This is a genomic window from Pseudomonas sp. G5001, from assembly GCF_013385475.1.
Taxonomy (GTDB): domain Bacteria; phylum Pseudomonadota; class Gammaproteobacteria; order Pseudomonadales; family Pseudomonadaceae; genus Aquipseudomonas.
This window is the reverse complement of record NZ_JACAPZ010000036.1, coordinates 21,219-46,539: the sequence shown is the minus strand read 5'-3', so window position 1 is coordinate 46,539 and position 25,321 is coordinate 21,219. Positions and strand designations below refer to the sequence as shown.

At 61.8% G+C, this 25,321-nt stretch carries 22 protein-coding genes; 15 read left to right on the top strand and 7 right to left on the bottom strand.

Annotation, left to right across the window (positions count from 1 at the left end; all coding sequences use genetic code 11):
* Window positions 1-120 precede the first annotated feature (120 nt).
* Together HX805_RS26220 and ompR are read right to left on the bottom strand one after the other, a co-directional pair.
* Window positions 121-1,434, bottom strand: coding sequence for an ATP-binding protein (locus HX805_RS26220; RefSeq protein ID WP_003213176.1), 1,314 nt, complete (start codon window positions 1,432-1,434; stop codon window positions 121-123).
* Between the two features lie 116 nt (window positions 1,435-1,550).
* On the bottom strand, window positions 1,551-2,291 hold the full coding sequence (gene ompR / locus HX805_RS26215) for a two-component system response regulator OmpR (RefSeq protein WP_003213175.1): 741 nt from the start codon (window positions 2,289-2,291) through the stop codon (window positions 1,551-1,553).
* A 357-nt stretch (window positions 2,292-2,648) separates the two neighbouring features.
* On the opposite strand from ompR, the gene HX805_RS26210 reads away from it, so the two are divergent.
* The 7 genes from HX805_RS26210 (at window position 2,649) to tauD (ending at window position 10,867) form a co-directional block, all read left to right on the top strand.
* Window positions 2,649-4,973 (top strand): Tex family protein, encoded by a 2,325-nt coding sequence (locus HX805_RS26210; RefSeq protein ID WP_102367889.1) that lies wholly within the window; start codon window positions 2,649-2,651, stop codon window positions 4,971-4,973.
* Complete coding sequence (locus tag HX805_RS26205; RefSeq protein WP_008435797.1) at window positions 4,973-5,356, top strand: PaaI family thioesterase; 384 nt, start codon at window positions 4,973-4,975, stop codon at window positions 5,354-5,356. The genes HX805_RS26210 and HX805_RS26205 overlap by 1 nt, the downstream gene beginning before the upstream one ends.
* Window positions 5,357-5,570: 214 nt before the next feature.
* Complete coding sequence (gene gshA / locus HX805_RS26200; protein ID WP_008435798.1) at window positions 5,571-7,154, top strand: glutamate--cysteine ligase; 1,584 nt, start codon at window positions 5,571-5,573, stop codon at window positions 7,152-7,154.
* A 246-nt stretch (window positions 7,155-7,400) separates the two neighbouring features.
* Window positions 7,401-8,378, top strand: coding sequence for a taurine ABC transporter substrate-binding protein (gene tauA, locus HX805_RS26195; protein ID WP_177021890.1), 978 nt, complete (start codon window positions 7,401-7,403; stop codon window positions 8,376-8,378).
* An 18-nt stretch (window positions 8,379-8,396) separates the two neighbouring features.
* Entirely contained in the window at window positions 8,397-9,176 is a 780-nt protein-coding gene (gene tauB / locus HX805_RS26190) for a taurine ABC transporter ATP-binding subunit (RefSeq protein WP_023659332.1), read from the top strand.
* A complete protein-coding gene (gene tauC, locus HX805_RS26185; RefSeq protein WP_003213163.1) occupies window positions 9,173-10,009 on the top strand; it encodes a taurine ABC transporter permease TauC in 837 nt (278 codons plus the stop codon). Before tauB ends, tauC begins: the two co-directional genes overlap by 4 nt.
* A 21-nt stretch (window positions 10,010-10,030) precedes the next feature.
* Window positions 10,031-10,867, top strand: coding sequence for a taurine dioxygenase (gene tauD, locus HX805_RS26180; protein ID WP_177081397.1), 837 nt, complete (start codon window positions 10,031-10,033; stop codon window positions 10,865-10,867).
* A gap of 147 nt (window positions 10,868-11,014) precedes the next feature.
* Here the strand turns inward: tauD and mgrA are convergent, their stop codons facing one another.
* From mgrA to HX805_RS26165, 3 genes are all read right to left on the bottom strand, one after another.
* Entirely contained in the window at window positions 11,015-12,052 is a 1,038-nt protein-coding gene (gene mgrA, locus HX805_RS26175) for an L-glyceraldehyde 3-phosphate reductase (RefSeq protein ID WP_003211877.1), read from the bottom strand.
* A gap of 109 nt (window positions 12,053-12,161) precedes the next feature.
* Entirely contained in the window at window positions 12,162-13,490 is a 1,329-nt protein-coding gene (locus HX805_RS26170) for an OprD family outer membrane porin (protein WP_177021926.1), read from the bottom strand.
* A gap of 161 nt (window positions 13,491-13,651) precedes the next feature.
* Window positions 13,652-14,542: a LysR family transcriptional regulator gene (locus HX805_RS26165; protein WP_177049465.1), complete on the bottom strand. Its 891-nt coding sequence runs from the start codon at window positions 14,540-14,542 to the stop codon at window positions 13,652-13,654.
* A gap of 125 nt (window positions 14,543-14,667) precedes the next feature.
* Here HX805_RS26165 and HX805_RS26160 point away from each other — a divergent pair, with 125 nt between their 5' ends.
* Both HX805_RS26160 and HX805_RS26155 read left to right on the top strand, forming a co-directional pair.
* Window positions 14,668-15,399, top strand: a complete 732-nt coding sequence (locus HX805_RS26160; protein WP_134325543.1) for an SDR family oxidoreductase — start codon at window positions 14,668-14,670, stop codon at window positions 15,397-15,399.
* A gap of 177 nt (window positions 15,400-15,576) precedes the next feature.
* On the top strand, window positions 15,577-15,825 hold the full coding sequence (locus HX805_RS26155) for a hypothetical protein (protein WP_177021888.1): 249 nt from the start codon (window positions 15,577-15,579) through the stop codon (window positions 15,823-15,825).
* 3 nt (window positions 15,826-15,828) lie between these two features.
* Here the strand turns inward: HX805_RS26155 and betT are convergent, their stop codons facing one another.
* Window positions 15,829-17,790 carry a choline transporter BetT gene (betT, locus tag HX805_RS26150; protein WP_003211865.1) on the bottom strand — a complete coding sequence of 654 codons (1,962 nt, stop codon included), beginning with the start codon at window positions 17,788-17,790 and terminating at the stop codon, window positions 15,829-15,831.
* Between the two features lie 449 nt (window positions 17,791-18,239).
* Window positions 18,240-19,166 carry a serine O-acetyltransferase EpsC gene (epsC, locus tag HX805_RS26145; RefSeq protein ID WP_003211862.1) on the bottom strand — a complete coding sequence of 309 codons (927 nt, stop codon included), beginning with the start codon at window positions 19,164-19,166 and terminating at the stop codon, window positions 18,240-18,242.
* A gap of 166 nt (window positions 19,167-19,332) precedes the next feature.
* On the opposite strand from epsC, the gene HX805_RS26140 reads away from it, so the two are divergent.
* The 6 genes from HX805_RS26140 to HX805_RS26115 all read left to right on the top strand — a co-directional run bounded on the left by HX805_RS26140 (window position 19,333) and on the right by HX805_RS26115 (window position 25,314).
* Window positions 19,333-20,325 carry a D-cysteine desulfhydrase gene (locus tag HX805_RS26140; RefSeq protein WP_003211860.1) on the top strand — a complete coding sequence of 331 codons (993 nt, stop codon included), beginning with the start codon at window positions 19,333-19,335 and terminating at the stop codon, window positions 20,323-20,325.
* Window positions 20,326-20,556: 231 nt separating this feature from the next.
* Window positions 20,557-21,351 carry a cystine ABC transporter substrate-binding protein gene (tcyJ, locus tag HX805_RS26135; RefSeq protein WP_003211859.1) on the top strand — a complete coding sequence of 265 codons (795 nt, stop codon included), beginning with the start codon at window positions 20,557-20,559 and terminating at the stop codon, window positions 21,349-21,351.
* A complete protein-coding gene (gene tcyL / locus HX805_RS26130; protein WP_003211857.1) occupies window positions 21,351-22,016 on the top strand; it encodes a cystine ABC transporter permease in 666 nt (221 codons plus the stop codon). The genes tcyJ and tcyL overlap by 1 nt, the downstream gene beginning before the upstream one ends.
* Before the next feature lie 3 nt (window positions 22,017-22,019).
* Window positions 22,020-22,766 carry an L-cystine ABC transporter ATP-binding protein TcyN gene (gene tcyN / locus HX805_RS26125; RefSeq protein WP_134325540.1) on the top strand — a complete coding sequence of 249 codons (747 nt, stop codon included), beginning with the start codon at window positions 22,020-22,022 and terminating at the stop codon, window positions 22,764-22,766.
* A gap of 337 nt (window positions 22,767-23,103) precedes the next feature.
* On the top strand, window positions 23,104-23,889 hold the full coding sequence (locus HX805_RS26120; RefSeq protein WP_003211852.1) for a hypothetical protein: 786 nt from the start codon (window positions 23,104-23,106) through the stop codon (window positions 23,887-23,889).
* Window positions 23,890-24,072: 183 nt separating this feature from the next.
* Window positions 24,073-25,314 (top strand): SfnB family sulfur acquisition oxidoreductase, encoded by a 1,242-nt coding sequence (locus tag HX805_RS26115; protein WP_008435817.1) that lies wholly within the window; start codon window positions 24,073-24,075, stop codon window positions 25,312-25,314.
* Window positions 25,315-25,321: the final 7 nt, after the last annotated feature.

Below are 25,321 nucleotides of genomic sequence, written 5' to 3'. Positions count from 1 at the left end.
ACCCAACCTGTAAAGCACCGCAAAACCAGTGTGGGAGCGGGCTTGCTCGCGAAGGCGGTGGATCAGTCGACATTTCTATGGACTGACCCACCGCCTTCGCGAGCAAGCCCGCTCCCACATTTAGACCGCGTCCCTGGGCAACATCAGCCCCAACGGCAAGCGCACTCGCGCTTCCAGGCCGCCATCCGGCCGGTTGCGCAATTCGACATTGCCGCCATGCATTGAAGCAATCCGCCGCACAATCGCCAGCCCCAGGCCCGTGCCTTTGCCACCCCGGGCACGGTCGCCGCGGGTGAACGGGTTGAAGATACCTTCCAGTTCCGCCGGATCGATACCGGCCCCACGGTCCATGACACTCAGCACCACGTACGGCGCACTGGTATCCCCGGAAACGTAGGCCGCCACTTCCACATCGGAACCGGCGTGATGCAGGGCGTTGCCAATCAGGTTGTTCAGCAGGCGTTTCATCGAGACCCGACGCAACGCGAACGGCTGGATCGGTTCCAGGCGCATCCGCACCTGCTCACCGTTCTGGTTGTAGGGCGCCACCACCTCACGCACCAGGTCCGTCAGGTCGACCTCTTCCACCACCTCATCCCGGCCATCGCGGATAAACGCGAGGAACTGGTCGAGAATCGCGTCCATGTCCTCGATGTCTCGAACCATGTCGTCGGTAAGGTCGGTGTGGTTGCCCATCAGCTCCAGGGAAAGCCGCAAACGCGTCAATGGCGTGCGCAGGTCATGGGACACCCCCGCCAGCATCAGCTCGCGCTCGCGCCCCGCCTGTTCGACATCCTCGGCCATCTGGTTGAACGCGCTGTACACCTCGGTCATTTCACTCGGCGTGTCGCTGATGGGCAGCCGCACGCTACGGCCCTGACCGAGCTGGCGTGCAGCAAACACCAGGCGTTTCAGCGGCTGGTTGAGCTGGCGCACAAAAATCCAGGCTGACGCGGTGGAAAGCAAACCAATTGCCAGGAACCAGCCCAGCACGTTCCAGATCTTCTGCCCCCGCAGTGGATGCGGATACAGCGGCACTTTCAGCCAGTCCTCCCCCAGGCTCGGCGCTCGTACCCACAGCGCCGGCGACACATGCATGCGCAGCCGCACCTCGGTGTCTTCACCCAGTTCGGCCTGCATCTGGCGCTGGTAGATTTCGCTGTAGGGCCAATGTTGCTCGCCCTCGGGCACGCCCGCGCCCGCGACCCGGACCAGGGTAGCGGCCTTGGCGATCTTCTCGCGGTTCTCGGGGTCTGCGGCCCAGTAGGCGCGCAAGGTCAGCGCGACACCGTGGCTATACTGCCGGTCCACCAGCACGTCTTCGTTCATCAACAGATAAACCAGTGTCAGGGCCTTGGAAAACAGTACGACGATGAGCACCAGCCAAAGGGTGCGTGAGAAGAAACTCTGCGGGAACCACAACGGGGTTTTCATAAAAGACAGCTGGACACCTTGCAGGAGCGAGCCAAGCTCGCAGAATTGCAAACGCCGGGCAACCGGCTGACTCTTATCGAGTCATCACCGGCACGCCCGCCTCTGCAAATCATCGGTCACTTGGTTGCAGTGCCATCCGGCACAAACACGTAACCCACACCCCACACCGTCTGGATATAACGCGGCTTGGATGGATCGGGCTCGATCATCCGGCGCAGACGGGAGATCTGTACGTCGATGGAGCGCTCGAGGGCGTCCCACTCACGGCCACGGGCCAGGTTCATCAGCTTGTCGCGGGTCAGCGGCTGGCGAGCGTTCATCACCAGTGCCTTGAGCACGGCGAATTCGCCGGTGGTCAGCATGTGCACTTCATCGCCACGCTTGAGCTCACGGGTGGCCAACGACAACTCGTAGTCGCCGAAGGTCACGCTTTCGTCTTCGCTGCCTGGAGCGCCCGGTACCGGGGCGGCCTGGCGACGCAGTACGGCCTTGACCCGTGCCATCAGCTCGTCCGGGTTGAACGGCTTGGCCAGGTAATCGTCGGCGCCCAGTTCCAGGCCCTTGATGCGGCTCAGCTCATCGCCCTTGGCGGTCAGCATGATGATCGGGATCTGATTGTTGGCGCCGCGCAGGCGTTTGCAGGCGGTCAGGCCGTCTTCGCCGGGCAGCATCAGGTCCAGCACCACCAGGTTGAAGACTTCACGTCCCAACAGGCGGTCCATCTGTTCGGTGTTTGGCACCGCGCGGGCACGGTAGCCCTTGGAGTTGAAGAAACGCTCCAGCAGGCTGCTCAGCCCCGGATCGTCATCAACGATGAGAATTTTTTCGCCTTCAGCAGTTTGTGCAGTGCTGCTCATTAGATGCTCCTCTTATCTCGGCGCGCATTATGGCGTAGCTGCCGTTATACGCACCGTGTGCATTGTTAGCAGATTTTTCCTCTACCGCCAGCGAACCCGCGCCCTACAACCTTGGCGGCAATCCCCCCAAGGGCAGAACGCTGGTTATAATGCGGCGCCTTTGTGCAGGGCAACGTCAGTTCGTTACCGTTTACTGCCAGGGGATTTTTTTCACCCGCTTGTAGTGATTTTTTCGATTTCGAGGGTCAATAGGCTGCCTCTTGACCCAGGCAGCGGCGCCAGACGGGCCGCTCAACCAGCCTCGCGAGCCTTGTTTTCCGGGCCTGCGAGCCTGCTTTCAGAATTTCAGGTGGTTTTATGGACAGCATCAACAGCCGCATCGCCGAGGAACTCGGCGTACGCCCACAACAGGTCGAAGCGGCCGTCGCTCTACTGGATGAAGGCTCCACAGTGCCCTTCATCGCCCGTTACCGTAAAGAAGTCACCGGCAGCCTCGATGATATCCAGTTGCGGCATCTGGAAGAGCGCCTGCGCTACCTGCGAGAACTCGACGAACGGCGTATCAGCATCCTCGCCAGCATTGAAGAGCAAGGCAAGCTGACCCCGCAGCTGGAACGCGACATCAAGCTCGCCGACACCAAGACCCGCCTCGAAGACTTGTACCTCCCGTACAAGCAGAAGCGCCGCACCAAGGGCCAGATCGCCCTGGAAGCCGGCCTCGGCGAGCTGGCCGACGGTCTGTTCAACGACCCGTCCCTGGCCCCGGAAACCGAAGCTGCACGCTTTGTCGATGCCGAAAAAGGCGTGGCCGACGTCAAGGCCGCCCTCGAAGGCGCCAAGTACATCCTCATGGAGCGCTTCGCCGAAGACGCCAACCTGCTGGAAAAACTGCGCAACTACCTGAAGCAGGAAGCCACCCTCAGTGCCCGCGTAATCGCCGGCAAGGAAGAGGAAGGCGCCAAGTTCCGCGATTACTTCGAACACGACGAGCCGCTGAAAAGCATGCCGTCCCACCGTGCACTGGCGATTTTCCGCGGCCGCAACGAAGGCATCCTGAGCTCCGCGCTGAAAGTCGGCGACGAGCTGCCAGGCACCATGCACCCGTGCGAAGGCATGATCGGTCAACAATTCGGCATCCAGAATCAGAATCGTCCTGCGGACAAGTGGCTCAGTGAAGTCGTGCGCTGGACCTGGAAGGTCAAGCTCTACACCCACCTCGAAACCGACCTGCTGGGCGAGTTGCGCGACGGCGCCGAAACCGAAGCCATCAGCGTATTCGCCCACAACCTGCACGACCTGCTGCTGGCCGCACCCGCCGGCCCACGCGCGACCCTGGGCCTCGACCCGGGCCTGCGCACCGGCTGCAAGGTTGCCGTGGTCGACGCCACCGGCAAGCTGCTGGATCACGCCACGGTTTACCCCCACGTGCCGCACAACAAGTGGGACCAGACCATCGCCATCCTGGCCGCCCTGTGCGCCAAGCACTCGGTGGACCTGATTGCCATCGGCAACGGCACCGCCAGCCGTGAAACCGACAAGCTGGCCGCCGAGCTGATCAAAAAATACCCAGGCATGCAGATGACCAAGGTGATGGTCTCCGAGGCCGGCGCTTCGGTGTACTCCGCGTCTGAACTGGCTTCCAAGGAATTCCCGGACCTCGACGTGTCGATCCGTGGCGCAGTGTCCATTGCTCGCCGCCTGCAGGACCCACTGGCCGAGCTGGTGAAGATCGACCCGAAATCCATCGGCGTCGGCCAGTACCAGCACGACGTGTCGCAGCTGAAACTGGCTCGCGGCCTGGACGCCGTGGTTGAAGACTGCGTGAACGCCGTGGGCGTGGACGTAAACACCGCTTCGGTTGCGCTGCTGGCCCGCATCTCCGGCCTCAACGCCACCCTGGCGCAGAACATCGTGACCCACCGCGACGAAAACGGTGCGTTCAAGACCCGTGCAGCACTGAAAAAAGTCGCACGCCTTGGCGAAAAAACCTTCGAGCAAGCCGCCGGCTTCCTGCGCGTCATGAACGGTGACAACCCGCTGGACTCCTCGGCTGTCCATCCGGAAGCCTACCCGCTGGTACAACGCATCGCCGCTGAAACCGACCGCGACATCCGCTCGCTGATCGGCGACGCCGCGTTCCTCAAGCGCCTGGACCCGAAGAAGTACACCGACGAAACCTTCGGCGTGCCGACCATCACCGACATCCTGCAAGAGCTGGAAAAACCTGGCCGCGACCCGCGTCCCGAGTTCAAGACCGCCGAGTTCCAGGAAGGCGTCGAAGACCTCAAGGACCTGCAACTGGGGATGATCCTCGAAGGCGTGGTGACCAACGTGACCAACTTCGGCGCGTTTGTGGATATCGGCGTGCATCAGGACGGTTTGGTGCACATCTCTGCGCTTTCGGAGAAGTTCATCAAGGACCCGCGTGAAGCGGTGAAAGCCGGTGATGTGGTCAAGGTCAAGGTCATGGAAGTCGACATCCCGCGCAAACGCGTCGGCCTGTCGATGCGCATGAGCGACACCCCGGGCGAGAAAATCGACGGTGCCCGCGGTGCACGCCCGGGCTCGGCGCCTCGCCAGTCCCAAGGCGCCGCCCCCCGCAAGGAAACCGCTGCGCCAGCCCCGGCCAACAACGCCATGGCTTCGCTGTTCGCCAACGCCAAACAACTGAAGAAACGTTAATGGAACTGCCAGCCGGCTTGACCCACAGCGCTTTCAGCGAACTCATTGGCTGCCGCCTGCAGCGCCTGGAAACCGGTGTTGCCGAGGTGGCCATGACCCTGGAACCGCAGTTGCGCAACCGCGCTGGCAAGCTCCATGGCGGGGCGATCTTCAGCCTGGTGGACATTGCCATGGGGCTGGCGTGTTCCAGCTCCCATGGTTTCGACCAGCAGAGCGCGACCATCGAATGCAAGATCAACTACATCCGCGCCGTTTCCGACGGCGATGTGCTGTGCACCGCCCGGGTGATTCACCCGGGTCGGCGAACGCTGGTGGTCGAGGCGGACGTGTACCAGGACGAAAAACTGGTCGCAAAAGCACAAGGCACCTTCGCTGTCCTATAGCTCCCTGTCATCGATTTGAGTTAATTTCGGCGCTTCGAAAGTTGCGCCGAACTTTTCCTCGTGCGCGATAGCCAGATTCAGGGACGAGGGCGGCTCTTTCAGAGTGGGTCAATCCGGCTCAAAAACCAGGCGATAACGCCAGTTTCCACTTCACCCTTGTAGACCGTCCTGACCACCCCCATATTGGGGCGACTGACGCGTGAAGGAATCCAACTTGAGCGAACTTCTCAACCGCCGCCTGGCCCTGCTCGGCAAGCACGAACACCTCTCTTTGCTCGAGCAATGCCTGCACGGCATCGAGCGCGAATGCCTGCGCGTCACCGGTGAAGGCCGACTGGCACAAACGCCGCATCCCGAGGCCCTGGGCGCTGCACTGACCCACGAACAGATCACCACCGACTATTCCGAGTCGCTGCTTGAGTTCATCACGCCGGCGTTACCCAACCCGGCCGATACCCTGAGCAGCCTCGACAAGATCCACCGTTTTGCCTACAGCAAGCTCGGCAGCGAGTACCTGTGGAGTCCATCGATGCCGTGCCCGTTGCCGGCCGAGGAAGATATTCCGATTGCCTACTACGGCACCTCCAACATCGGACAGCTCAAGTACGTGTATCGCAAGGGCCTGGCCCTGCGGTACGGCAAGACCATGCAGTGCATCGCCGGGATCCACTACAACTTTTCCCTGCCGGAAGACCTCTGGCCGTTGCTCAAGGAAGCCGAAGGCTTTGTGGGCACCGACCGGGATTACCAGTCCACGGCCTATATCGCGCTGATCCGTAACTTCCGCCGCTACAGCTGGCTGCTGATGTACCTGTTCGGCGCCTCGCCGGCCCTGGACGCGGGTTTCCTGCGCGGTCGTTCGCACCAGCTCGAAGTGCTGGACGCCGACACCCTGTACCTGCCGTACGCCACCAGCCTGCGCATGAGCGACCTGGGTTACCAGAGCAACGCCCAGGCCGGCCTGACGCCGTGCTACAACGACCTGGCGAGCTACACCGACAGCCTGCGCGAAGCTGTGGCAACGCCCTACGCACCGTACGTCGAAGTCGGCACCCATAAGGACGGTGAGTGGGTTCAGCTCAACACCAACATCCTGCAGATCGAAAACGAGTACTACTCCAACATCCGGCCCAAGCGCGTGACCTACACCGGCGAACGGCCGATCCAGGCGCTGATGGCCCGTGGCATCCAGTACATTGAAGTGCGCTGCCTGGACATCAACCCGTTCCTGCCGATGGGCATCGACTTGCAAGAGTCGCGCTTCCTCGATGCGTTCCTGCTGTATTGCGCGCTGAATGACAGCCCGCTGTTCGCCGACAATGAGTGCGGCAACGCCACCTCCAACTTCCTCAGCGTGGTCAAGGAAGGCCGCCGTCCGGGCCTGCAATTGCAGCGCCGTGGCGAATCGGTGGACATGAAGGAATGGGCGGCAGAGCTGCTGGAGCAGATTGCTCCGCTGGCGGCGATGCTGGACCAGAGCCAGGGCATCAATGAACACAGCCAGGCGCTGGACGCGCAGCTGGCGAAGGTCAAGGATTCGTCCCTGACCCCGTCGGCCCAGGTGCTGGCGGCGATGAGCGAGCGTAAAGAGAGCTTTGCGCAGTTCTCGCTGCATCAGAGCCAGGTGCATGCGGAGTACTTCCGCAGCGAGCCGTTGAAGGCAGAGGAACAGGCACGTTTTGAGGAGCTGGCGCGCAGTTCGCTGGCGCAGCAGGCGGAGCTTGAGCAGAACGAAGTGGGTGATTTTGACGTGTTTGTCGGGTCGTACCAGGCGAGCATCCTCGCCATCAGCAACTAAAAGCCTGACACAGACCCCTGTGGGAGCGGGCTTGCTCGCGAAAGCGTTGTATCAGTCGATGTATTCGGTGACTGATTCACCGCTTTCGCGAGCAAGCCCGCTCCCACATTTGGCCTATGCGCCTTCTAGCCTGGCGCGCGAGTTTCTCCTCATAAGCTAATTCGAAAATGTTATTTATTTTCGGATTCTTAGATCATTTAGTCTTCTCACACGCCGACCTCCGGCCGCCTGATGAGGACTTCCCCCTTGAAACTGCACTTCCCCCTTCGCCTCTTGGCGGCGTTGTCCCTGGCCGGTGCCAGCCTGTTTGCCCAGGCCGCCGACGTGACCATCGCTTACCAGACCACCGTTGACCCGGCGAAAGTCGCCCAGGCCGACGGCGCTTACGAAAAAGCCACCAACGCCAAGATCGACTGGCGCAAATTCGACAACGGTGCCGACATCATCGCCGCCATCGCTTCCGGTGACGTGCAGATCGGCTACCTCGGTTCCAGCCCGCTGACCGCTGCCGTGACCCGCAAGGTTCCGGTGGAAACCTTCCTGATCGCCACCCAGATCGGCGGGGCCGAGGCCCTGGTGGCCCGCAACGGTTCCGGGATCAATGGCCCGCAGGACCTGATCGGCAAGAAAGTCGCCGTGCCATTCGTTTCCACCGGCCACTACAGCCTGCTGGCCGCGTTGAAGCACTGGAACATCGACCCGTCCAAAGTGACCATCCTCAACCTCGCCCCGCCGGCCATCATCGCCGCCTGGAAACGTGGTGATATCGACGCCACCTACGTGTGGGACCCAGCGCTTGGCGTAGCCAAGGAAAACGGCAAGGTGCTGATCACCTCCGGCGAACTGGCCAAGTTCGGCGCGCCGACCTTCGATGCCTGGATCGTGCGTAAGGATTTCGCCGAGAAGCACCCGGAAATCGTCACGGCTTTTGCCAAGGTCACCCTGGATGCCTATGCCGCTTACCGCAAAGACCCACAAGCCTGGCTGGCTGACAAAGGCAACGTCGACAAACTGGTGAAGCTCTCCGGGGCCAAGGCCAGCGACATTCCGCTGCTGCTGCAAGGCAACGTCTACCCGCTGGCGGCTGACCAGGTCACCCTGCTCGGCGCACCGACCACCAAGGCTGTCACCGATACCGCCGCGTTCCTCAAGGAACAAGGCAAGGTCGACGCCGTACTGCCGGACTACGCCCCGTACGTCAGCCCGAAGTTCATCACTAACTGATACCAGGAGTTAACCGCGATGGCCTTGCTACAACTGGAGCGCATCAGCGCACAGTACCCAGGCAGCCCGGAGCCAGTACTGGCAGATATTTCCCTGAGCCTTGGGCCCCAGCAATTGCTGGTGGCCCTCGGCCCTTCCGGCAGTGGCAAGACTTCGCTGTTGAACCTGATTGCCGGCTTTGTCGAACCCAGCGCCGGGCGCATCACCCTTGACGGTGTGCCGGTAAAAGGACCGAGCGCCGAACGCGGCGTGGTGTTCCAGGACGACGCCCTGCTGCCCTGGCAGGACGTGCTGGCCAACGTCGGCTTCGGCCTGGAGTTGGCAGGCGTGCCCAAGGACCAGCGGGAAATCCGCGCCCGGGAAATGCTCGCCCTGGTGGACCTCGCCGGTTTCGACAGCCGCCGTATCTGGCAACTCTCCGGTGGCCAGAAGCAACGTGTCGGACTGGCCCGTGCATTGGCTGCCGACCCCCGCGTACTGCTGATGGACGAACCCTTCGGCGCCCTTGATGCCTTCACCCGCGAACAGATGCAGGAGCTGTTGCTGCAAGTCTGGCGGCGCACGGCCAAACCGGTATTCCTGATTACCCACGACATCGAAGAAGCGGTGTTCCTCGCCACGGATTTGATTCTGCTGGCGCCCAACCCCGGCCAGATCGTCGAGCGCCTGAGCCTGGACTTCGGCCAGCGCTACGCCGCCGGTGAGTCGGCACGCGCGATCAAGTCCGACCCGCGCTTTATCGAAACCCGCGAACACGTGCTGGGCAAGGTGTTCTCGCAAAGGCAGGTGTCCGCATGAGCAGTTACGAATTACCGGCCACGGCCACCAAGCCGGCGAGCAAACCCGTCGTGCCCGTGCGCCGCAGCCTGAGCACCCGCTGGATCAGCGTGCTGACCCTGGTGACCCTGGTTGCCATCTGGTGGGCCGTGACCGCCAGCGGGCTGATCGAGCCGCTGTTCCTGCCACCGCCTTCGGCCGTGCTGCAAAAAGGCTGGCTGCTGGCGACCACCGGCTACATGGATTCCACCCTGTGGCAGCACCTGGGCGCGAGCCTCAAGCGCATCGGCCTGGGCCTCGGCTTTGCCGTGCTGACCGCCGTGCCGGTGGGGATTGCCATCGGTTCCAACCGCATCGCCCGGGGCATTCTCGACCCGCTGATCGAGTTCTACCGGCCGATTCCACCACTGGCCTATCTGCCGCTGATCGTGATCTGGTGCGGCATCGGCGAGCTGTCCAAAGTACTGCTGATCTACCTGGCGATTTTTGCGCCGATTGCCATCGCGACCGCCACCGGCGTACGTACCGTCGACCCGGCCAAACTGCGCGCTGCGCAGTCGTTGGGCGCTACCCGGGCACAACTGATTCGCCATGTGATCCTGCCGAGCGCCCTGCCCGACATCCTCACCGGCGTGCGAATTGGCCTGGGCGTGGGTTGGTCGACCCTGGTAGCCGCAGAATTGATCGCGGCCACCAGCGGCCTGGGCTTCATGGTGCAGTCCGCCGCGCAATTCCTGGTCACCGACGTGGTGGTGCTGGGGATTCTGGTGATCGCGCTGATCGCCTTCGCCATGGAAATGGGCTTGCGTGCCCTGCAGCGCAAATTGGTGCCGTGGCATGGCCAGGCACACTGAAAAATTTTCGACGAGAATCCCATGAGCAGCCTGACCGTAACACCTCTCAGCACCGCCCTTGGCGCCCAGATCAGTGGCGTCGACATCACCCAACCGTTGAAGATTGAAGACCGCGACGCCATCGAACAGGCGCTGCTCAAGCATTCGGTACTGTTCTTCCGCAACCAGCCGATCAACCCGCAGCAACAGGCGCGGTTCGCGGCGAATTTCGGCGACCTGCACATTCACCCGATCTACCCCAACGTGCCGGAGCAGCCTGAAGTGCTGATCCTCGACACCGCCGTGACCGACGTGCGCGACAACGCCATCTGGCACACCGACGTGACCTTCCTGCCCACCCCGGCCCTCGGTGCGGTACTGAGCGCCAAGCTGCTGCCGGAGTTTGGTGGCGATACGTTGTGGGCCAGCGGGATTGCCGCGTATGAGGCGTTGTCCGAGCCGTTCAAGAAGCTGTTGGACGGTTTGACGGCAACCCATGACTTCACCCGCTCCTTCCCGCTGGAGCGTTATGGCAACACGCCGGAAGATTTGGCGCGCTGGGAAGAAGCCCGGCGCAAGAACCCGCCGCTGTCTCACCCGGTGATTCGTACGCACCCGGTGAGCGGGCGTAAGTCGCTGTTCGTCAGCGAGGGGTTCACCAGCAAGATCAACGAACTGGAGCCGGCGGAAAGCGACGTGGTGTTGAAGCTGCTGTTTGCCCATGCAACACGGCCGGAATTCACCATTCGCTGGCGTTGGCAGGAAAATGACGTGGCGTTCTGGGATAACCGCGTGACCCAGCATTACGCGGTGGATGATTACCGGCCGCAGCGGCGGGTGATGCATCGGGCGACGATTCTTGGAGATGTGCCGTTCTAGCAGGCACACCACAAATCAAATGTGGGAGCGGGCTTGCTCGCGAAAGCGGTGAATCAGTCGACATATCCAGTGACTGACACTCCGCTTTCGCGAGCAAGCCCGCTCCCACATTGGGTAGAGGTTGATGCCGGAATCGGGCTCTACCGCTTATTCAGCCGTAGACGGCTTCTCCCACAGGTTAATCCCGCCTTCCTGGGCAAACCGATCAATCTCCGCCAGTTCCTGCGCGCTGAAGCTCAGGTTCTGCAACGCACCGACGTTTTCAATGATCTGCTCCGGCCGGCTCGCACCGATCAGGGCGCTGGTGACCCGTGGATCACGCAACGTCCACGCCAACGCCATCTGCGCCAGGCTCTGGCCACGGCGCTTGGCAATTTCATTCAGCGCGCGGGCGTGGGCGATGTTGGCCTCGGACAAGTGCTTGGCCTGCAACGAACCACCCCCCGGACGATTGACCCGCGCATCCGCCGGTACGCCGTTGAGGTATTTGTCGGTCAGCAGGCCCTGGGCCAATGGCGTGAACGCGATCACCCCGGCACCGAGTTCTTCGGTGACGTCCAGCAGGTCTTTTTCCACCCAGCGGTTGAGCAGGTTGTAGGCCGGCTGGTGGATCAGCAGCGGGACTTTCCACTCCTGGAGCAGCGCCGCAATTTCCCGGGTTTTCACGCCGGAGTAGGACGAGATCCCGATGTACAACGCCTTGCCCTGTTGCACGGCGGTGGCCAGTGCGCTGGCGGTTTCTTCCAGCGGGGTGTCGGCATCAAAACGGTGGGAGTAGAAGATGTCCACATAGTCGACGCCCAGGCGTTGCAGGCTCTGGTCGAGGCTCGCCAGCACGTACTTGCGCGAACCGCCGCCCTGGCCATAAGGGCCCGGCCACATGTCCCAGCCCGCCTTGCTGGAGATGATCAGTTCATCGCGGTAATGCTTGAAGTCTTCCCGCAGCAAACGACCGAAGTTGATCTCGGCGCTGCCGTATGGAGGGCCGTAGTTGTTGGCCAGGTCGAAGTGGTTGATACCCAGGTCGAACGCGGTGCGCAGCAAGGCGCGCTGGGTATCGATCGGGGTGCTGTCGCCAAAGTTGTGCCACAGCCCCAGGGACAGTGCCGGCAGCACCAGTCCGCTGCGACCTACGCGGCGGTAAGGAATAGATTCATAGCGGTTTTCGGCAGCAATGTAAGTCATCGAATCCTCTCTTGGACTTGGGGCAAATAAGGCCCGGGAATAAGCATATTCCCGGGCCTTTTAAGCAGCTGAATCGCTTAAGTCTGCCTATCCCTTTTACAGCAAAGTCCTACCAGAGTGGAACGACGTAGCTTACATAGAAGCGGTTTTCATCTTGCACCGTGGCACCGGTGATATCCGGGCTGGCGTGGGCATTTCGCCAGGTCACGCCCAGGCCTTTGAGGGTGCCGGTGGGCACCTGGTAAGCCACGGTGACGTTACGTTCCCATTCGCTCGTAGTGCCTTGGGTGGTGCGGATGTCATCGCCGTGTGCGTAGGACGTGGCGAAGGTCAGGCCGTTAAGGCCGAGTTTGCCGAAGTCATATTTGTACTGCGCCAGCCAGGTGCGCTCGCCGGCATGCTGGAATTTGTTCAGTTGCATGTTGGTGAGTGCCGGGGTGTCGGCGCCCGAGCCCGGGCCCTGGTTGCTGGCACCGCTGTTCAGGCCGGAATCCAGGTACGGGAAGTCGCTGTCGCCGCTGTTTTTCTGGATGCCCAGGCCGACGGTATGGCCGTCCAGGCTGTAGCTTTCCAACAGGCTGACGGTGGACTGGTTGATGCGGCCCTTGGAGGTGCCATCGCCGTAGAGACCCGCAGCCGAATAGTCTTTGTCGCCCGCGGCGTTTTCACCCACACCCAGGCTGCGGTACAGGCGCACGTCGGTGTCGATCGCGCCGACAGGCAAGGCGTCATGGCGCTTGGCACCGAGGAAGAACTGCTGGTAGTAATCCTCAAGGTTGGAGTACCACAGGCTGACGGTGGTGTCCGGCAAACCTTTGTAGTCCGCGCCGCCGTAGAGGAAGCGATCGCTCTCTTTGGTGCCGCCGGCGGTGATCATGCCCTGGTCGCCGGTTTCGTTGCGGATCTTGGTCTTGAGGATGTCACCGGCGGTAAAGATGAAGTCGGTCAAGTCCTTGGAAACCAACTGCACGCCGGTGTTGGTCTGCTGGTACAGGCGGCCGTCGGTGTTGGCCAGCACCGGGTTGTTGCCGTACAGCGTACCGACGCGCAATTCATCCTGGGCGAAGCGCATCTTGAAGGTCGGGCTGAGCACGCCGAACTGGTCGGCCGACTTGCCGTTATCCAGCGGGAACATGCTGCCGGGGTAGCGGCCCTGGTGATCCTTGTCATTGAGGTCGCCGCCGGAGTCCAGTTTCAAACCGTAGAACGCCTGCAGGTCCAGGCCAAAGCCCACCGGCCCATCGGTGTAGCCGGACTTGAAGTTGAACTCAAAACCCTGGCCCCAATCGCGGATGCTGTGGGCCTTGTTATTGCTGTTCACCACATCCCGCCCCTGCTGGTTGAGGTAGCGGTTGAGCAGGGTCACGTCGGCGTGGCTGTCATCGATAAAATCGGCGTGGGCGGACAGCATAAAGCTCGCCATGGCGGCACCCACCATGGGGCTCAATAACGTCTTCATTGGTACCGGTCTCCGTCACTGTTCTGAAATGAAAGCGTCAAACGCTTCACACAATTAGGCGATGGCCATGTGACAGTTCGGAGTCAAAACACCCTTTACCCGGATGAAATTAAATTTAAGAAACCCAGTAAAGACGCGGGTTAGCGGGCAGTGGCGAAGATTTCGGCGAGCCAATCGACGAACACCCGCACCCTCGGCGACATGTGTCGGTTTTGCGGGTAGAGCACCGAAACCGGCATGGGCGGCGGTGGTGTATCAATGAGGATTTCCTGCATAACGCCCTGGTTGATCAGCTCGGCGATGCGGTAGTGCGGGCACTGGATAATGCCCAGTCCGGCGACTGCGCTGGCGGCATAAATCTCTGCGCCGAACACCGACAGAGCCCCCTCGATCGTCACTTCCTGCACCTGGCCGTCGACCATGAATTCGAAGGGGAACAGCTTCGCGGTGGTGCGTGAAACATAGTTCACCGCACGGTGCTCGCCCAGGTCGGCGAGGCGCTTCGGCTCGCCGTATTTGCGCAGGTAGGCCGGGCTCGCGCAGGTCACCTGGCGCAGCGTCGCAACCCGGCGACCGATCAACGCCGAATCCCCCAGGGTGCCCGCCCGCAGCACACAATCCACGCCTTCGGCGATCAGGTCGACGAAGCGGTCCGCCTCGCTGATGGACAGCTCAATTTCCGGGTAGCTCGCCATGAATTGCGGCAGCGCCGGGATCACGAAGTACTTGGCCAGTGTGCCGTGCAAATCCACCCGCAGGCGGCCCTTGGGGGCCACCGAGCGGAAGGCCAGTTCCGCCTCTTCCAGCTCCGCCAGCAGTTGCACACAGCGCAGGTAGTAGGCCTCGCCATCCAGCGTGGGGCGGACGCGGCGGGTACTGCGCTCAAGCAACCGTGTGCCCAGCCAGGCCTCGAACTGGTTGAGGGTGTGGGTCAGGGTGGCGCGCGGCAGGTTCAGGTCATCGGCCGCCAGCGTGAAGCTGCTGCGTTCGTAAATCCTCACGAACACTTTCATCGCTTTGACCTGGTCCACGGCGCGTCTCCATTGTTGGCGATTCTTGAACAGTCAAGGCAACTCTGGCGCATTTATCGGCCTGGGTAAACATGTGAATCTGCTTCCACACCCAACCACTGCCCCAGCCCCAAGGAAACCAGATCATGACTACCCAAGTTGCTATCGTTACCGGCGCCTCACGCGGCATCGGCGCCGTGGTTGCCAGACAACTGGCTGCCGACGGTTATGCCGTCGCCATCAACTACGCCAACAGCGCCACCGAAGCGTCAAGGCTGGTAGTGGAGTTGCGCCAGGCCGGCCACCAAGCCATAGCGATCCAGGGCGACGTGGCCAGCGCCGCCGACGTCAAGCGCCTGTTCGACGAGACAGAAGCCCAGCTGGGCAAGGTTGATGTGCTGATCAACAACGCCGGGATTCTCAAGGTGCTGCCGCTGGCCCAACACAGCGATGAGCTCTACAACCAGAACTTCGACATCCATACCCGCGGCACCTTCAACGCCCTGCGTGAAGCCGCCACCCGCCTGAACGACGGCGGGCGCATCGTCAATTTCTCCAGCAGCACCGTCGGCCTCAACTTCCCCGGTTATGCGGTGTACATCGCCAGCAAGGCGGCGGTGGAATCCCTGACCCAGGTGTTCGCCAAGGAAATGCGCGGCCGGCGCATCACCGTCAACGCCGTTGCCCCGGGGCCGGTGGCGACCGAACTGTTCCTGCATGGCAAAAGCGAAGAGCAGATCCAGGGCCTGGCCAAGATGGCACCCCTGGAACGCCTGGGCCAACCGGAAGATATCGCCAGCGTGGTGGCGTTCCTGGTAAGCCCGGCCGGTGGTTGGGTGAACGGGCAAATCCTGCGGGCCAATGGTGGTTTGGTCTGAAGGCCGGCAAACGCTCGTTCAACGGCAAACTACTATTGTGGCGAGGGAGCTTGCTCCCGCTGGAGTGCGCAGCGCTCCCATCTTTTTTGGGGCCGCTGCGCAGCCCAGCGGGAGCAAGCTCCCTCGCCACAGGTTTGGTGTTCATGGAAAATCAGCGGGTATCAGGAGACTTCAGATATGCACACCGCCCTCGTCATCACCGCCGGCCTGATCCTCCTCGCGCTGATGCTGTTCATCGGCCAAAAGTTGGGCGTCAGCCGGCACATTCTGGCCTACAGCTTTGTCGGGATCTGGCTGGTGGTGTCGGTGGTGAACGGCGCGGTAGGTGTGGTCACTGCCGGCCAGCCCCTGGTCTCGGAGCTGGTGATCGGCAGCGGGGTATTCGGTGCGCCGTTGGTGGCACTGGCCCTGTTTATCAGGACCTGAGCCTTAACGAACCAGGTGCAGGAACTGCATGTGCCGTTCGTACTGGTCGAGGATGTCGTTGATGATCTGCTCCTTGGTGTAGCCCACCAGATCGTAGTCCTGACTGCCCTCGCTCAAGTGCACTTCCGCCCGGTAGTAGCGGCGGTTGTTGAGCTGCTTGGAACCCATGCCGCCCCGTGCGAATGACGGGGTGAAATAGCCGCGCATCTGCACCTGATACACAAACGGGTGCTGCTCGCCGTGGCCGATCTCCAGGCTGACGCTGTCATTGGCCGGGTCAGGCTGGGTGACCACGTTGAGGCCTTTTTCGACAAACACCGCCGTCACTTCTTCGATGGCCGGGCGCACCGTGGTCTCGAGGAAACGGTACACCTCATCCCGTGACGGGAAATGCACCGCCTGGCTCAGGCGCTGGCGCCAACCGCCCGTGCCCTTGCGTGAGCCCGATACCGGCGCGAGGGAATGCATCTGCGCAATCTGCTTCTGCGACTCAAGGTAGAACGCCTTGTGCAGCCCCCACATCATCAGCAGCAGGATCATCGAGAACGGTAGCGAGGTCAGGACCACGGCCGACTTGAGCGAGTCGATGCTGCCGGCAAACAGCAGCGCGCTGGTCACCAACGCGGTCATCGCGCCCCAGAACACCCGCAGCCACTTCGGCCCGTCTTCATCGGCGTTGCCGCCTTTGGCCGACAAGGTCGAGAGCACCACGGTGCCGGAGTCGGCCGAAGTGACGAAGAACACGAAGCTGATAAACACCGTGACGGCGATCACCGTTTTGCTCCACGGGTAGGTTTCCAGCAGCAGGTAGAGGCTCATCGACGGGTCATCAATGGCCGACTGACCGAGCGCCGTGAGGCCGTGGTTGAGCACCTGGTCGATGGCGCTGTTGCCGAAGATCGACATCCACGCCAGGGTGAAGCCCAGCGGGATCAACAGCACGCCGAACACGAATTCACGGATGGTACGACCGCGGGAAATGCGCGCGATAAACAGGCCTACGAACGGCGACCATGCGATCCACCAGGCCCAATAGAACACGGTCCAGCCGCCCAGCCAGTCGCTCGGTTTGTCGTAGGCGTAGAGGTCGAAACTCTTGGTCGGCAAGGCGCCGAGGTAGTCGCCGATGTTCTGGATCAGGGTGTTGAGCAAGTGCTGGGTAGGGCCGGCGAACAACACGAACAGCAGCAGCGCACAGGCCAGCAGCATGTTGATGTCGGACATCACCCGCACGCCTTTATCGACACCGGAGACCGCCACCAGGATCGCCGCGCCCATCATCAAGGTGATGAGGCCGACCTGGATCCACTGGGTGTGGGCCACGCCGAACAGGTAATCGAGCCCGGAGTTGAGATGCAACACGCCAAAGCCCATGTCGGCGCCGAGGCCGAACACCGTGGCGATGATGCCGAAGCCGTCCACCGCATAACCGATGGGGCCGTTGATGCGCTTGCCGATCAGCGGGTACAGCGCCGAGCGCAACGCCAGCGGCAGGTTATGCCGGTAGGCGAAGTACGCCAGGGCCATGCCGACGAAGGCGAACACGCCCCAGCCATGCAGGCCCCAGTGCAGAAACAGGATCTGCATGGCCTGGCGCGCCGCGTCACCGTTCAGGGCCTCGCCCTGGGGCGGTTGCACCAGGTGAGTCAGGGGTTCGGACACGCAGAAGAAAAACAGCGTGATGCTGATCCCGGCGGCGAACAGCATGCCGGCCCAGGACAGGTAACTGAATTCGGGCTCGTCGTGGTCGGCACCGAGTTTGATCTTGCCGTAGCCCGATAACGCGGTGACCACCACGAAGACCAGATACAGGGTCATCGCCAGCATGTAGTACCAGCCGACCGTGTTGGCCGCCCAGTTTTGTGCGGCCAGCAGCCAGGCGCCGGCTTGTTCGGGAATCGCGATGACGGTCAGGCCGAACAGCAGGATGAAGCTCGCGGCGAAGTAAAACACCGGCGGGTTCATGCGGACCAGACCGCTGGAAGGTGTGGACGATGCACTCATGTAGGGCGCACCTCAAGGGTATGGGATGTGGCTGTAAAAAACGGACTCAGCAAAGGTAAGCCTCCTGTTGTGAGCGGGCAGCGAACCACCGATTTAACTTGAACGAACAGTCAAGTTAAACATGGATAGGGGTTTGAGGACTAATCGCAGGGCTGAGTGGTAGGTGTTTCCTACACTAGCTCAAGGAAAGGTATGACGTATGGGGATGACGAAACGTTCAGCGATTGCTGAGTGAAATACGGCTCGAATTTGAGTAGTGCGGCTCAAATTTGGAATGCAGACAAAATGTGGGAGCGGGCTTGCTCGCGAATGCGGCGTGTCAGCCAACACTTCTGGCGACTGATACACCGCATTCGCGAGCAAGCCCGCTCCCACATTGGATCTGTGTGATCGTTAGAGAGGGCGCTGCTCTATTTCTGCGTCCCATCATCATGCTGCAGATTCGCCTGGGTCAGGTTCGCCCCTGCCGGCACACTGCGCGTCAGCCACACATTGCCGCCAATGGTCGAGCCCTTGCCGATGGTAATCCGCCCCAGGATCGTCGCCCCGGCGTAGATCACCACGTCATCCTCGACAATCGGATGCCGCGGATGGCCTTTCTGCAATTGCCCATCCTCATCCGCCGGGAAACGCTTGGCGCCCAATGTCACGGCCTGGTAGATCCGTACCCGCTCGCCGATGATCGCCGTCTCGCCAATCACCACACCCGTCCCGTGGTCGATAAAGAAGCTCGGGCCGATCTGCGCGCCCGGGTGAATATCAATCCCGGTCGCCGAATGCGCGATTTCCGCACTGATGCGCGCCAGCAACGGCAAGCCTGCCCGATACAAGTGGTGCGCCAGGCGATGGTGAATCACCGCCAAAATCCCCGGGTAGCACAACAGCACTTCATCCACGCTGCGCGCCGCCGGGTCGCCGTGGTAGGCGGCGAGCACGTCGGTGTCCAACAGGCTGCGCAAGCCTGGCAACGCCAGGGCGAAATCCTGGATCAGGTGGATGGCATGGGCGTCGACTTCACTGTCATCCTGGCCACCTTGCCGCGCGGCATACCGCAGCTCCAGGCGCGCCTGGGCGAGCAATGCATTCAGCGCCACATCCAAGGTGTGGCCGACGTAGAAGTCTTCACTTTCTTCACGCAGGTCCACCGGCCCCAGACGCATGGGGAACAGAGCACCACACAACGCCTCGAGAATCTGCGCCACGGCTTCCCGTGAAGGCAGCTCGCGCCCGCCCTGCTCGCCGCTGACCCGGCCGTTGCGGGTGCGCCACTGGTCCCGGGCGCTGCGCAGCTGGCTGACGATGGTCTGTAATTGCCAATGACTGGAACGCTCACTCACGGTCTTCACTCCTGACGAAATGCCCATCACTTTACGGCAAGGAACCTGAGCGTCCTTAAGAACCAATAGTGCAATGCTAATAACCCGTCGACATAAGCGATTGGCGGTTGCCGACGCAAAAGTGCCTGCCTATAGTCCCAGCATCTCTGACCACCCGTGCGTAGCCATGATCAAACAACAGCTCGACCGCTTTAACCGTCTGGAACTGCTGGGCGGCGCCACCGCCCTGGAAAAACTCGAGCGGCTGTCGGCCTGGCTGGGGCGTGACGTCTACGTCAAACGCGACGACACCACGCCGCTGGCGATGGGCGGCAACAAGCTGCGCAAACTTGAATACCTTGCCGCCGATGCGCTGGCCCAGGGTGCCGATACCCTGGTGACCGCCGGCGCGATCCAGTCCAACCATGTACGCCAGACCGCTGCGCTGGCCGCCAAGCTGGGCCTGGGCTGCGTTGCCCTGCTGGAAAACCCGACGGGCACCGAAGACCCCAACTACCTGGCCAACGGCAACCGCCTGTTGCTGGAGCTGTTCGACGCCAAGGTCGAGTTGGTGGAGAACCTGGACAACGTCGACGACCAGCTCAACGCCCTCGCCGACCGCCTGCGCAGCAACGGCAAGAAGCCGTACCTGGTGCCCATCGGCGGCTCCAACGCCCTCGGCGCCCTGGGTTACGTGCGCGCCGGGCTGGAGCTGGCCGGGCAGATTGAAGACAGCGGCATCCCGTTCTCCACCGTGGTCCTGGCCTCCGGCAGCGCCGGCACCCACAGCGGCCTGGCCCTGGCGCTGGCCGAAGTGCTGCCGGACCTGCAAGTGATTGGCATCACGGTGTCCCGTACCGACGAAGCCCAGCGCCCCAAGGTGCAGGGCCTGGCCGAACGTACGGCCGAATTGCTCGGCGTGCCGCTGCCGGACGCGTTCAAGGTGATCCTGTGGGACGAGTACTTCGCCCCCCGTTATGGCGAGCCGAGTGCCGGCACGCTGGCGGCGATCAAGCTGGTGGCCAGCCAGGAAGGCCTGCTGCTGGACCCGGTCTACACGGGCAAGGCCATGGCCGGGTTGCTGGATGGCATTGGACGCCAGCGCTTTGAAGAGGGGCCGATCATCTTCCTGCACACGGGTGGCGCACCGGCGTTGTTTGCTTATGATTCGAGCTTTTGATATTCCATAAAGAAATATCAATCTGATTTTATATTATTTTCAAGTCTTAAAAACCGGCTTTATAGTCGCGCCGTAGGCGAGCTTGATGGCGATACGCATGACTGGGCAGATCCAAAACACCAAGTTGATGCAATCGCGGGCAAGCCCGGCTCCCACACACCGCGCTTTTAAGGCAGGATACGACTACCGCGTCACCTGCATCGCTCAACATAAAAAACACAGGGGCTCTTCATGACTATTTCCGTATTCCGTCGCACGTTACTGGTTGGCACATTGGGGCTGGCGCTTGGCGCCGGGTGGCTCGGTCAGGCAGTTGCCGGCGAGCAGTTGGACAACATCAAGAAAGCCGGCGAAATCAAGATTGGCCTGGAAGGCACCTACCCGCCGTTCAGCTTCGTCGATGAAAGCGGCAAGCTCAGCGGTTTCGAGGTCGAGTTGTCCGAAGCGCTGGCCAAGAAGCTGGGCGTCAAGGTCAAGCTGCAGGCCACGCCGTGGGATGGCATCCTCGCCGCCCTGGAATCCAAGCGCCTGGACGCGGTCGTCAACCAGGTGACCATCTCCGATGCGCGCAAGGAAAAGTATGACTTCTCCAAGCCTTACACCGTCTCCGGGATCCAGGCGCTGACCCTGGCGAAGAACGTCGACACCATCAAGACCGCCGACGACCTGGCCGGCAAGAAAATCGGTGTGGGCCTGGGCACCAACTACGAACAATGGCTCAAGGAAAACCAACCGAAAGCCATCGTCAAAACCTACAACGATGACCCAACCAAGTTCCAGGACCTGCGCATCGGCCGTGTCGACGCCATCCTGATCGACCGCCTCGCCGCGCTGGAATACGCCAAGAAAGCCAAGGATACAGCCGCCGCAGGTGCTGCGTTCTCCCGTCAGGAAGCCGGTATTGCCCTGCGCAAAGGCGAGCCTGAACTGCTGGCCGCGGTGAACAAGGCTCTGGACGAACTGCGCGCCGACGGTACCTTGAAGAAGCTGTCCGAGAAGTACTTCAACGCTGACGTTACTCAATAATGGAAGCAGGTTTCCAACTCGCGCTGGACTCCGCGCCCTTTCTGCTCAAGGGCGCGTACTTCACGGTCATCCTTAGCCTCGGCGGGATGTTTTTCGGCTTGCTGCTGGGCTTCGGCCTGGCCTTGATGCGCCTGTCGCGCTTCAAGCTGTTGAGCTGGACCGCCCGCGTCTACGTGTCGTTCTTTCGCGGCACGCCCTTGCTGGTACAGCTGTTCCTGATCTACTACGGCTTGCCGCAAGTGGGCATCGAGCTGGATCCGATCCCGGCGGCCATGATCGGCTTCTCGCTGAACATGGCTGCTTATGCCTGTGAAATCCTGCGTGCCGCCATCGGTTCCATCGAGCGCGGCCAGTGGGAAGCTGCGGCCAGTATCGGCATGACCCGTGCGCAGACCCTGCGCCGGGCCATCCTGCCGCAGGCCATGCGCACGGCCTTGCCGCCGCTGGGCAACAGCTTTATTTCCCTGGTCAAGGACACTGCCCTGGCCGCCACCATCCAGGTGCCGGAGCTGTTCCGCCAGGCGCAATTGGTCTCGGCCCGTACCTTCGAAATTTTCACCATGTATCTGTCCGCCGCCTTGATCTACTGGATTCTTGCCAGCGTCCTGGCGCACGTGCAAAACCGCCTGGAAGCACGAGTCAACCGGCATGACCTGGAGTCTTGAAGCATGATCGTGGTTGAAAAACTGACCAAACAATTCAAGGGTCAGGTGGTGCTTAACGGGATCGACCTTGAGGTCAAGGAAGGCGAAGTCGTCGCCATCATCGGCCCCAGCGGTTCCGGCAAGACCACTTTGCTGCGCTGCCTGAATTTCCTCGAAGAACCCACCAGTGGCCGAATCAAGGTCGGTGACATCGAGATCGACAGCAGCCGCCCGCTCAACCAACAGCAAAGCTTGGTGCGGCGCCTGCGCCAGCACGTGGGTTTTGTGTTCCAGAACTTCAACCTGTTCCCGCACCGCACGGCCCTGGAGAACGTCATCGAAGGCCCGATCGTGGTCAAGAAGATGCCCCGGGCCGCCGCAGATGCCCTGGGCCGCAAGCTATTGGCCAGGGTTGGCCTGGCAGGCAAGGAAGACGCCTATCCACGCCGCCTCTCCGGTGGGCAGCAGCAACGGGTGGCCATTGCCCGGGCCCTGGCGATGGAGCCCGAGGTGATCCTGTTCGATGAGCCGACTTCGGCCCTGGACCCGGAGCTGGTAGGCGAAGTACTGGCGACCATTCGCAGCCTCGCGGAAGAAAACCGCACCATGGTCATCGTGACCCACGAAATGAGTTTCGCCCGGGATGTGGCCAACCGGGTGATCTTCTTCGACAAGGGCGTCATTGTTGAACAAGGCGAAGCCAAGGCGCTGTTTGCCAACCCGAAAGAAGAACGTACCCGGCAGTTTCTCAGCAAGTTCATCAACAACTAACTTGCGCCGATTCATTGTAAGAAGCTTCGCTTTATAGAGTTGCCGAAAGGCAACTCGCCTCTTTAGTGTTTTTGGGGAAACACCCTTTATTCATTGGGTAAAAGTCACCCTGAAGCACGCACTTGCAGCGCCCTCCCAGTAAGACCCTTCTGAATATTCCATAACCCCCTGTTTGCCCCGCCCAGCCTCTTGACGCCAACTAACCAAGCCTCTTATCTAACGCCCAGAGGATTGGATCCATTCTGGTTTTTTATTAAATCGTTTCTTTCGGACTACGTCGCCTGCCCGCGCCTGATGTCCGGAACGATTGCTGCTGGCTGCACCAAGGAGATTATTTATGAAGCGTATTTCCACCCAGGCGCTGCTCACTGCCCCGACCTTGCCCCAGGCCCATCGAGAAGGCATCAATGCCCTCGCTGCGACAAACCTGCAGGTCGACATCGCGCCTTACTGCGGCATGGACGAGGGCGACCTGATCGAGTTGTTCTGGAACAACTGCTTTGCCGCCTCCCGGCGCATCACCGCCGGCAAGATCGGCATGCCCACCAGCCTGCGAGTGCCGGAGAGCTTTGTGCAAAATGGCCCGGCACGGATTCATTACCGGGTCATGCAGGTCGGCCACGGCCCGGCGCGCTCGGCCATCACCCGGGTGCAGGTCAAGACCGACTACCCCGGCGGCATGCCCTCGGCACTGAGCCTTGATGAAAACCAGAACCTGGCCGCCGTCAGCCTGCCCGAGACCATCCGTCGCCATGGCGTCAACAGCAGCCAGATCCGTCGTGGCGTGCCCCTGACCATCGAGCCGTACCTGAACATGGCGACCGATGACGAGATCACCCTGCGCTGGGGTGACGTGCGCCTGGACCTGCCGAGCATCCAGGCTGGCGATGTGGGCAAGGCGGTGCAGGTGTGGGTGCCGTCGGCCATCATTGTCGAGGCCGGGGACGACCATCGCCTCGAAGTGACCTACTGCATTCTCGACCGGGTCGGCAACAATTCAAGCTGGGCGCCAGCCCGCATCCTGCGCATCGCCGCGCTCGCTCCCCAGGCCCCGACCAGCCCCGCCAGGGCCCCGCTGGCCTACCAGCCCCGTCGCCCCGGCTCGCCCTGTGAACCGGGGTGACAGACCTTCTATGCATATTCCTAAAAGTTAGTTTATTAAAAAATTTAACACGCTTAGGGTATATGCACCGGACCACCGGACATTCCTGATTTTTTATCTTTTCAACGGATGTGAGGTAGGTATGGTCAAAATTACCCCGGTGCGTAACGCCAGGGCATTGCGTGCAGCCAAGGAGCGGCGCTGATGTCTAACTTGGCACAAACACCCCCCCAGAGTGATCTGGACGTTGCCCCGCTGTTGTTGCCCGCCAAAGTGCTGCGCAACGACGCCGAGGCCCTGAGCGCCGCCCACGAGCTGGCACAGGCCGCGCGCCTGCAAGCGGCCAGGCGCGATCAGCAACGCAAACTGCCCTGGGCTGAAATCGAACACTTCACCCGCAGCGGCCTGGGCAGTATTTCCATTCCCCGTGAGTACGGCGGCCCGCAGGTGTCCTTCGTGACCCTGGCCGAGGTGTTCGCGATCATCAGCGCGGCCGACCCGGCGCTGGGGCAAATCCCGCAGAACCATTTCGGCATCCTGCACGTGCTGCAAGGTGCGGCCAGCGAGCGCCAGAAAAAGCAGCTGTTCCAGAGCGTGCTGGATGGCTGGCGCATCGGCAACGGCGGCCCGGAACGCGGTACCAAAAACACCCTGGACCTCAAGTCACGCATCACCGCCGAAGGTGACGGCTACGTCGTCAGTGGCCAGAAGTTCTACTCCACTGGCGCGCTGTTCGCCCATTGGGTGGCGGTCAAGGCCTTGAACGATGACGGCAAAGTCGTCATGGCGTTCGTGCGCCGTGGCACCGAAGGCCTGCGTATCGTCGATGACTGGTCAGGCTTTGGCCAACGCACCACCGCCAGCGGCACAGTGCTGCTGGATCAAGTGGCGGTGGACGCCGAACTGGTGGTGGAAACCTGGCGACTCGGCGAAACACCGGGCATCCAGGGTGCAGTCTCGCAATTGATCCAGGCGGCCATCGACGCCGGCATCGCCCGTGGCGCGATCGACGACACCATCAGCTTTGTACGCGAACGCTCGCGGCCATGGATCGACGCCAAGGTCGAACGGGCCAGCGATGACCTGTATGTGATCGCCGATATCGGCAAGCTGAAGATCGAACTGCACGCCGCTGAAGCCCTGCTGCGCAAGGCCGGCCAGGTACTGGACCAAGTCAGCGCCGCGCCGATCACCGCGCAGTCCGCCGCACGCGCCTCGATTGCCGTGGCCGAAGCCAAGGTGCTGACCACCGAGATTTCCCTGCTCGCCAGCGAAAAGCTGTTCGAGCTGGCCGGCAGCCGCGCGACCCTCGCCGAATTCAACCTCGACCGCCACTGGCGCAACGCCCGGGTGCACACCCTGCACGACCCGGTCCGATGGAAGTACCACGCGGTGGGCGCTTACCACCTCAACGGCACTTTGCCTGCCCGACATTCCTGGATTTAACCGACCA